Annotated in this window: 5 protein-coding genes and 1 pseudogene; 2 read left to right on the top strand and 4 right to left on the bottom strand. The window is 62.6% G+C overall.

The window, feature by feature from the left end:
- Window positions 1-83: 83 nt before the first annotated feature.
- Window positions 84-2,930: pseudogene (locus ACQKQA_RS22720) on the top strand (efflux RND transporter permease subunit); the annotation flags it as partial.
- The gene (gene emhC / locus ACQKQA_RS22715) at window positions 2,927-4,387 is read left to right on the top strand and encodes an efflux RND transporter outer membrane subunit EmhC (RefSeq protein WP_427562685.1); all 1,461 of its coding nucleotides are present in this window, start codon (window positions 2,927-2,929) and stop codon (window positions 4,385-4,387) included. The pseudogene ACQKQA_RS22720 and the gene emhC, both read left to right, overlap by 4 nt.
- 72 nt (window positions 4,388-4,459) lie before the next feature.
- Here the strand turns inward: emhC and ACQKQA_RS22710 are convergent, their stop codons facing one another.
- The 4 genes from ACQKQA_RS22710 to ACQKQA_RS22695 form a co-directional block, all read right to left on the bottom strand.
- The gene (locus tag ACQKQA_RS22710) at window positions 4,460-6,412 is read right to left on the bottom strand and encodes a DUF692 family multinuclear iron-containing protein (RefSeq protein ID WP_427562682.1); all 1,953 of its coding nucleotides are present in this window, start codon (window positions 6,410-6,412) and stop codon (window positions 4,460-4,462) included.
- A 15-nt stretch (window positions 6,413-6,427) separates the two neighbouring features.
- Complete coding sequence (locus tag ACQKQA_RS22705; RefSeq protein WP_427562679.1) at window positions 6,428-7,582, bottom strand: aKG-HExxH-type peptide beta-hydroxylase; 1,155 nt, start codon at window positions 7,580-7,582, stop codon at window positions 6,428-6,430.
- 16 nt (window positions 7,583-7,598) lie between these two features.
- Window positions 7,599-8,075, bottom strand: coding sequence for a GNAT family N-acetyltransferase (locus ACQKQA_RS22700; protein ID WP_427562676.1), 477 nt, complete (start codon window positions 8,073-8,075; stop codon window positions 7,599-7,601).
- A gap of 110 nt (window positions 8,076-8,185) precedes the next feature.
- Window positions 8,186-8,449, bottom strand: a complete 264-nt coding sequence (locus ACQKQA_RS22695; RefSeq protein ID WP_427562673.1) for an Os1348 family RiPP precursor — start codon at window positions 8,447-8,449, stop codon at window positions 8,186-8,188.
- Between the last annotated feature and the right edge of the window lie 507 nt (window positions 8,450-8,956).

Here is an 8,956-nt window from a genome sequence, read left to right as displayed (position 1 = left end):
AATCGATGAATCAGTGAATCAGCTCGCAGGACTGTGCCGGCTTGCCGTCCTGCCAGAGCAGGGGCGAAATGCGCTCGTTGACGGACACCGCGCAGGTCCAGGTCCAGAACAAGCTGAACCTGGCCACCCCGCTGCTGCCGCAAGAAGTGCAGCAACAGGGTATCCGCGTGACCAAGGCGGTGAAGAACTTCCTGCTGGTGATCGGTGTGGTGTCCGAAGACGGCAGCATGACCAAGGACGACCTCTCGAACTACATCGTGTCCAACATGCAGGACCCGATCTCGCGGACCGCGGGCGTGGGCGACTTCCAGGTGTTCGGTGCCCAGTACGCCATGCGTATCTGGCTCGACCCGGCCAAGCTGAACAACTACAACCTGACTCCAGTGGATGTGAAAACCGCGGTCGCGGCGCAGAACGTCCAGGTGTCGTCCGGCCAGATCGGCGGTTTGCCAGCCCTGCCGGGCCAGCAACTGAACGCCACCATCATCGGCAAGACCCGCCTGCAGACCGCCGAGCAGTTCAAGGCGATCCTGCTGAAGGTCAATTCGGACGGCTCGCAAGTACGTCTGGGTGATGTCGCGGAAGTCGGCCTGGGGGGTGAAAACTACTCCGTCAGCGCCCAGTTCAACGGTGCCCCGGCTTCCGGCCTGGCCGTGAAACTGGCCAACGGCGCCAACGCCCTGGACACCGCCAAGGCCCTGCGCAAGACCATCAACGACCTGGAGCCGTTCTTTCCGGAAGGCATGAAGGTGGTCTTCCCGTACGACACCACCCCGGTGGTGACCGAATCGATCAAGGGCGTGGTTGAAACCCTGGTCGAGGCGATCGTACTGGTGTTCCTGGTGATGTTCCTGTTCCTGCAGAACTTCCGCGCCACCGTCATCACCACCATGACCGTTCCGGTGGTGTTGCTGGGTACCTTCGGCATCCTCGCGGCCGCCGGTTTCAGCATCAACACCCTGACCATGTTCGGCATGGTGCTGGCCATCGGCTTGCTGGTGGACGACGCCATCGTCGTGGTGGAAAACGTCGAGCGGGTGATGCACGAGGAAGGCCTGTCGCCCAAGGAAGCCACCAAGCGCTCCATGGGCCAGATCCAGGGCGCCCTGGTCGGTATCGCCCTGGTGCTGTCGGCGGTACTGCTGCCGATGGCGTTCTTCAGCGGTTCCACCGGCGTGATCTACCGCCAGTTCTCGATCACCGTGGTCTCGGCCATGGCCCTGTCGGTACTGGTGGCCCTGATCTTCACCCCGGCCCTGTGCGCCACCATGCTCAAGGCGGTTCCCAAGGGCGAACACGTCCACGAGAAACGCGGCTTCTTCGGCTGGTTCAACCGCACCTTCGACCGCAGCGTGAAAAGCTACGAGCGTGGCGTGGGCAATATCCTGCGCAACAAGGTCCCGTACCTGCTGGCCTACGTGCTGATCGTGGTCGGCATGATCTGGCTGTTCAGCCGCATCCCGACCGCGTTCCTGCCGGAAGAAGACCAGGGCGTCCTGTTCGCCCAGGTACAGACCCCAGCCGGCTCCAGTGCCGAGCGGACCCAGGTGGTGGTCGATGAAATGCGCGCCTACCTGCTGGACAAGGAAAAGGACACCGTGGCCTCGGTGTTTACCGTGAACGGCTTCAACTTCGCCGGTCGCGGCCAGAGTTCGGGTATGGCGTTCATCATGCTCAAGCCTTGGGACGAACGCTCTGCCGAAAACAGCGTGTTCAACCTGGCAGCCCGCGCCCAGCAACACTTCTTCAGCTTCCGCGACGCGATGGTGTTCGCCTTCGCCCCGCCGGCGGTACTGGAGCTGGGTAACGCCACCGGTTTCGACGTGTTCCTGCAGGACCGCGCCGGTATCGGCCACGAGAAATTGATGCAAGCGCGCAACCAGTTCCTCGGCATGGCGGCCCAGAGCAAGGTGCTGTCCCAGGTGCGTCCGAACGGCCTGAACGACGAGCCGCAGTACCAGCTGGAAATCGACGACGAGAAGGCCAGCGCCCTGGGCGTGACCATCTCCGACATCAACAACACCCTGTCGATTGCCCTGGGCAGTAGCTACGTCAACGACTTCATCGACCGCGGTCGGGTGAAGAAGGTGTACATCCAGGGTCAGCCCGGCGCTCGCATGAGTCCGGAAGACCTGAAGAAGTGGTACGTGCGCAATAGCGCCGGGACCATGGTGCCGTTCTCCTCCTTCGCCAAGGGCACGTGGATCTACGGTTCGCCGAAACTGGCCCGTTACAACGGCGTGGAAGCGGTGGAAGTCCTCGGTGCGCCGGCCCCTGGCTACAGTACCGGTGAGGCCATGGCCGAAGTCGAAGCCATCGCCAAGAAACTGCCGGCTGGTGTCGGTATCTCCTGGACCGGCCTGTCCTACGAGGAACGTCTGTCGGGCTCCCAGGCACCGGCGCTGTACGCCTTGTCCCTGCTGATGGTGTTCCTGTGTCTGGCAGCGCTGTATGAAAGCTGGTCGATTCCGATCGCGGTCATGCTGGTGGTGCCGCTGGGGATCATCGGTGCGCTGCTGGCCACCAGCCTGCGCGGCCTGTCCAACGACGTGTACTTCCAGGTGGGTCTGTTGGTGACCATCGGTCTGGCGGCGAAAAACGCCATTCTGATCGTCGAGTTCGCCAAGGAACTGCACGAACAGGGTCGCAGCCTGGTGGACTCGGCGATCGAAGCCTGCCGCATGCGTCTGCGCCCGATCATCATGACCTCCCTGGCCTTCGTGCTCGGCGTGGTACCGCTGGCCATCTCCACCGGCGCAGGCTCGGGCAGCCAGCATGCGATCGGTACCGGGGTCATCGGCGGTATGCTGACCGCGACTGTCCTGGCGATATTCTGGGTACCTCTGTTCTTCGTGACCGTGTCCGCCATGGGCCGCCGTAGCGTGGACGAGGCGCAAACCACTGAAACTCCTGAAGGGGCTAGCCAATGAGCAAGTCGCTACTTTCCCTCGCAATCACCGTCGCCGTGCTGAGTGGTTGCTCGCTGATCCCCGATTATCAGCAGCCGGAAGCGCCGGTCGCGGCGCAATACCCCCAAGGCCCGGCGTACTCGTCGGCCCAGGCACCGGCCCAGGCCGCCGCCGAGCAGGGCTGGAAGCAGTTCTTCCGCGACCCGGCCCTGCAGCAACTGATCCAGGTCGCCCTGGAAAACAACCGCGACCTGCGGGTCGCGGCCCTGAACATCGACGCTTACGCGGCGCAGTACCGTATCCAGCGCGCCGACCTGTTCCCGGCGGTTTCGGCCAACGCCAGCGGCAGCCGCCAGCGCACGCCGGCACGGATGTCCCAGACCGGTGAGTCGGCCATCGCCAGCCAGTACTCGGCCACCGTCGGCATCAGCGCCTACGAACTCGACCTGTTCGGTCGGGTGCGCAGCCTGAGCGAACAAGCACTGCAACAGTACTTCGCCACCGAAGAAGCGCGCCGCAGCACCCAGATCAGCCTGGTGGCCAGCGTGGCCAACGCCTACCTGACCTGGCAGGCCGACAAGGAGCTGCTGAAGCTGACTCAGGAAACCCTCTCCGCCTTCGAGGAAAGCTACAAGCTGACCAGCCGCAGCAACGAAGTGGGGGTCGCCTCGGCACTGGACCTGGCGCAGTCGCGCACCTCGGTGGAAAACGCCCGGGCCCAACTGGCGCGCTACACCCGCCAGGTCGCCCAGGACGAAAACAGCCTGACCCTGCTGCTCGGCACCGGTATCCCGGGCAACCTGCAAGGGGCCAAGCCGCTCTCCGACGACCTGCTCGCCGACGTGCCGGCCGGCCTGCCGTCGGACCTGCTGCAACGCCGTCCGGACATCCTTCAGGCCGAGTACAACCTGAAGGCCGCCAACGCCAATATCGGCGCGGCGCGCGCGGCGTTCTTCCCGAGCATCAGCCTGACCGCCAACGCGGGCAGCCTGAGCCCGGACCTGTCCGGCCTGTTCAAGGGCGGTTCGGGCACCTGGCTGTTCCAGCCGCAGATCAACCTGCCGATCTTCAACGCCGGCAGCCTGCGCGCCAGCCTCGACGCCGCCAAGATCCAGAAGGACATCGGCGTGGCGAACTACGAGAAGTCCATCCAGACCGCCTTCCAGGAAGTCGCCGACGGCCTGGCCGCACGCCAGACCTACACCGATCAGTTGCAGGCGCAACGGGATTTCGTCAGCGCCAACCAGGACTACTACCGCCTGGCCGAGCGTCGCTACCGTATTGGTGTCGATAGCAACCTGACCTTCCTCGATGCCCAGCGTCAGCTGTTCAGCGCCCAACAGGCACTGATCACCGACCGCCTCGCGCAGCTGACCAGCGCGGTCAACCTGTACAAGGCCCTGGGCGGTGGCTGGAACGAGCAGACCGCACAGTACGCGCCGCTGAAGGAAGAAGCGCCGAAGCTGAAACTGTTCTGATCCTGTCGTGAAAACAAAAGCCCACCTCCTGGTGGGCTTTTTGTTGGCCGTGGCCAAAGCCGCCCGGTCCCCTCACCCGCCGACGCCGTTGAGCAGGAACACCGGTTCCTGCAGATAATCGAGCCCCAGGCGGTTCTCGAAGATCTCGTCGCGCAACGCCGCGGTGGTAAAGCATCCCAGGCCCAGGGCCGTGGCCAGCAAGGAAAAGCTCTGGCTCAGGTGCCCGGCATCCATCAGCGCCACCCGCAGCGCCCGGCTGAAGGGGTACTTCCAGGCCAGCCGCTCGATCCGGGCCGTGGACACGAACACCGCCGCCGCGTCCCTGATCCAGGGCTGCCCGCCACACGCCTCGCCGATCCAGGTGCACGGGTCCTCCAGGGAAAGCAGCTCGAGGCCGTGGCGCCGCACCGAATAGTGGTAAAGGCCACGCTCGAACCCCTGCACATTCATCAACAGCGCATAGACCTCGATGGCCTGCAGCGAACCGCCCGCCGGCGAGGTCTTCTTCAGGAAGTAGTCGCCCATGCGGTTGCGCTCCATGGTGGTCGCCCCCCAGGTGTAGTAGAGCAACCGCGACAACTGCGCCGGGCTCAGCGGCTGCGACTTGAAGCGCCGCGACGTACGGCGACTGCAGAGCACATCCAGCAGGGCCGTCCGAGGCATGTCCTCGTCGGCCATGAGCAGCGGGTTTTCCAGGGCAATGAACGGATGCGACAGATAGTCCTTGAAGGCCGACGGCTGGCGCTGCGCCACGGCCTTTTGCTCAAGCTGCGACTCCAGTTCCGCGACGCTGATATAGGGCGTATGAGCGACGGTCCGGGTGCTCAGGTAAAACTCCAGCGCCGCCTCCCACTGGGCCCAGTGCCTGAGCGGCTGTTTGTTCTCGGTGTCGGTCTCGGACTGGAGGGCGGGCAGCAACACCCCCTGGCGGACCAGGGTGGCGAGGAAGGCCAGGTTATCGTCCTGTTCCGGTCCCTGCAGGACACCCGGCAACAGCAAGGCGCTTTCCAGGGTCTGGGGGCTCAGGAAATGGCGCAGCAACGGCAGGCGCCCCAAGCCGAACTCCAGGCTCAGGCCCTGCCGCCGATCGCGGATCACAAAGGATGAGTCACCGATGCTGAGCCAGGTATCGGCCCTGAGTGTCAGCAAGGTTCCCGCGTCCTGCACTGGCGCCTCGCTCGTCTCCTGCCGGGCCCGCCCCTGCCAGAACAGGGTTCTGGGCTTGAGGGCCTTGAGGTCCCTGATCAACACCGACAGCTCAGCGTCATCGTCCCGGCGGGAAATGTCCCACTCCAGGGTGATCGCCCTCACCGGGGAGCGCGCGCACAACTCCCGCAGGATGTCCCAGTCCCGCCGCGGATGGCCGATATGGATTTCAATCAGCCGGTCCAGGGGCAGCGACCGCAGATAGTCGTTGCGCTCGTACCCCAGGGAGCGGGCGGTCGCGAGGGCGCTGTCCAGGTCCAGCAGAAAGCCCGCGCCACTGCGCTCCACCACCCGTGAGATGAACTCGCCTTCCGGCAGTTCCTGGGCATCGGGCACGGAAAACAGACGGGGCGCGTTCTCCAGCACCAGCAGCGTGTCCGTGTGCGCCTGCAACTCGATGGCATTGGCCACCACCGTGTCGGCCACTTCCTGGGCCAGGGTCGGCAGGATGAAGTGCTGGGTGTCGCCACCGTGAAAACGCGACCAGGAAATATGCTCGGCCAGCCAGGGCGAACGGGTCTGCTCGCACAGGCGCCGGGTCAGGTTCAGGAATTCGCGGTCCATGGCGATGCCCACGCTGCCCAGGGACAGGCTGGAGGAATGCAGCAGGCTCGGGGTCCGCGCGCCAAGGTCGGACAGCCGCGGCTGGTAAATGCAGTGGGTCGGCTGAAATTCGAGGTAATCGAAATACGGCAGGCCTTGCGCGAGAATCCGCTCGAGCGTCGGATCGAGCCCGTCATCCGCAGTGCCACGCCGCGGCAAATGGTACTCCAGCCCTACCCCTGCCTCCGGGAACAGCGACGCATCGAAGATCGTCATGATCGCCTCCCCGGCTCAAGCGGTCGCGCCCAGGACCTGCTCCGGCAACGGCGCAGCCTTGGCCAGCAAGCCGGTGTGTTTGCTCGCCAGGGCCCGCACTTCCCTGGCCAGGTTGTCCAGCAGTTGGCGGCCATGGGGCGTGAAGTCGTCGCTGGCCTCCAGGTCCGGCAAGGCGCGGATCAGCCCCCGCAGGATGAAGGCCAGGCGTTTTTGCGCCCGCTGCACCTCATCGGACGGCCGCGAGCGCACCCGCTCCATGTATTTGACCAGGGCGATATACACGTAGAACGCATGGAAATAGCCATAAAGGTCGCGCTTCTGGCCCGACCACGGCAGGCTGAACGAAGCGTCCCGGGAGGCGCCTTCCACGGTCACCGGGCACACCTCGACCACGTTGTACAACAGTTGGTGGGTCGCCTCATGCACCAGGGACTCTTCCAGGTCGAGTATCGAGTCGTCCCGGTTCGCCAACAGGATGACCCCGGTATAACGGGAGGCCGAACAACTTCGAAACGTACCATCGGGCAAATAACAGATGGCCTTGACCAGTTGTTGAACATAGTCGCGACAGGCGGGCCAGGTCTGCTCTATGCGCGATAGGGCAACATGCACCACCTCGCTGAAGAAATGCGTGGAAACACCGGCACGCAACAACTCCTTGCGTACGCTCTCATCTTCCGGAAATTCGTAACTGGGTGGCGTCGCTTGCATGATCAACGGATCGATATCGAATCGGTAGACCGGCGGATAATCATGAAACCCCTGCAACTTGCTCTTCGCCTCAATCCGCAACAGCATTTCCGGGAACTCGAGCAGAACTTCTTCCAGGGTCTGGGTATTCTCCGCCTTTTCGGTAAAGACCCGGTTCGCGTGATGAAATGCCAGTCCGCTCCAGACTTGAAACACCGGATCATTGATAATCGGATACTGCTCTTTTTGCGGCAGCACTATAAGATCTGCCGCCTGCTCGAAGAACTCGGATAAATGCGGCAACGCGGAAAAAAGTTTAAATAACTCGGCATAGAGCACAGTAAATACCGTATAGCGACTTCGACTGGAAAGTTGCAACAACAGTTCGAAGCGTGAAGGCTCCGTATCCGGGAGAAATGTCGTGTCCTGGAACAGATAGTCGACAGTCGAGTCATGTTGCCCATGGTTCCCGATATCCATTTTTTCAACCTTCCCTTCAGGCAGGCGGCAACGGCTTCGCCATCGTCAGGCTGGCAACGCCATAACCGAGTTGTTCATAAAGACGACGGGCCGCGGCGTTGGCGCCGAAGACATGCAGGCGCACCTCTTCGCATCCCGCCTGGCGCGCCCAGGACTCGACCGCCAGCAGCGCCTGCCTGGCCAGCCCGCGGCGACGCTCGCCGGGCTCGATGTAGATATCCAGGATGAACGCGATCGGGCCTGAACCCACTTGCCGCCGGGCGATCCACAACTCACCGGCGCGCCGCCCTTCGTCACTGATGACCCAGAGTTGGTTGCCCTCGGTCAGCCGCCCCTGGGGCAGCAACTGTTCAAAGACCGCCCTGGACCTCTGCGCCGCCTCTGCTTGCCCCCATTCACCCGCGGCGACCATGCCCTGGCCATATTCGGCGACAGCTCTGGCGGCGAACGTCACGAAGTCGGCATCGTCCATCGGCGTCAAGGTGACAGGCATGGCTGATTCACTCCCTGTGCAGAGGCTGCATCCAGATCGCGCATCGGCCATTTGGCGCACCACGGAAACCCACCGGCGGTCCATGGCACGCCAAACGGCAGCGGCGGCGATCAATCCATACGTGCCTGTACTTGTTGCTGCTGGGTATCGAAAATCGCAGCATTGCCGAGTTTGTCGCGAATGCCCGCGCCGGCAGTTCCCAACTTGGCAGAATCAATGTTCTTGACTGCCGTAAGTTCGGTTTCGCTCAAGTGCACACCGATGCCCTTGGCGGCGGCCTGAGGATCTTTATGCAATTGTTCGGCGAACCCCTTATCGAGAAGTGCGCGACCTACGACCGAAGCGAGACGCTCCTGATTTACTCTTGCGCCCATGGTATTTCTCCTTGTTGTTCCCACATGAAAATAACTCCTGACGGGGGCATTGAACTTCCCTGGCCCGCCCTGAGAGTGTTGAATATAGCAACACCGGTTTTCTTTGCCAGCCACAAGTCCGCGCCGGTTAAACCTTTTCACGATAAGCACTAACACCAATTCTTAAGTTAAACTGGCGATTGTCAAAAGTTCATTAACGAATAAAAAACCGAAACAGTGACCACAAGCATAACAATAAACACTTCCAACTCTATAAGCCGCGTCATTTATAGAACACTGCATGGGCCGGCGATTATTACCGCGGATAACTACGGGATTTACCTGAAAATATCTTAGTGCCGTCAGAACAGCATTCCACTCGATTAACGTTCGATAATCGCCCAGAACCCGGTTCCCCCAATTGAATCGCCGCGCCGATCCCCCTCACCATTGCCCGCACCGACAAAACCAATAACAACAGGTTCGCCCCCATGACCACCCGCCCTGCCCCTTCCAGCTGATCCCCAC

Origin of the sequence: Pseudomonas sp. NPDC089530 (genome assembly GCF_050280705.1) — a bacterium.
Taxonomy (GTDB): domain Bacteria; phylum Pseudomonadota; class Gammaproteobacteria; order Pseudomonadales; family Pseudomonadaceae; genus Aquipseudomonas.
The sequence above is the reverse complement of the archived record's forward strand: the minus strand, read 5'-3'. Positions and strand labels throughout refer to the sequence as shown.

Bases quoted from the DNA above. Each gene is read 5' to 3' on its own strand.
- emhC (WP_427562685.1), top strand. From the start codon at position 2,927: ATGAGCAAGTCGCTACTTTCCCTCGCAATCACCGTCGCCGTGCTGAGT.
- ACQKQA_RS22710 (WP_427562682.1), bottom strand. From the start codon at position 6,412: ATGACGATCTTCGATGCGTCGCTGTTCCCGGAGGCAGGGGTAGGGCTG.
- ACQKQA_RS22705 (WP_427562679.1), bottom strand. From the start codon at position 7,582: ATGGATATCGGGAACCATGGGCAACATGACTCGACTGTCGACTATCTG.
- ACQKQA_RS22700 (WP_427562676.1), bottom strand. From the start codon at position 8,075: ATGCCTGTCACCTTGACGCCGATGGACGATGCCGACTTCGTGACGTTC.
- ACQKQA_RS22695 (WP_427562673.1), bottom strand. From the start codon at position 8,449: ATGGGCGCAAGAGTAAATCAGGAGCGTCTCGCTTCGGTCGTAGGTCGC.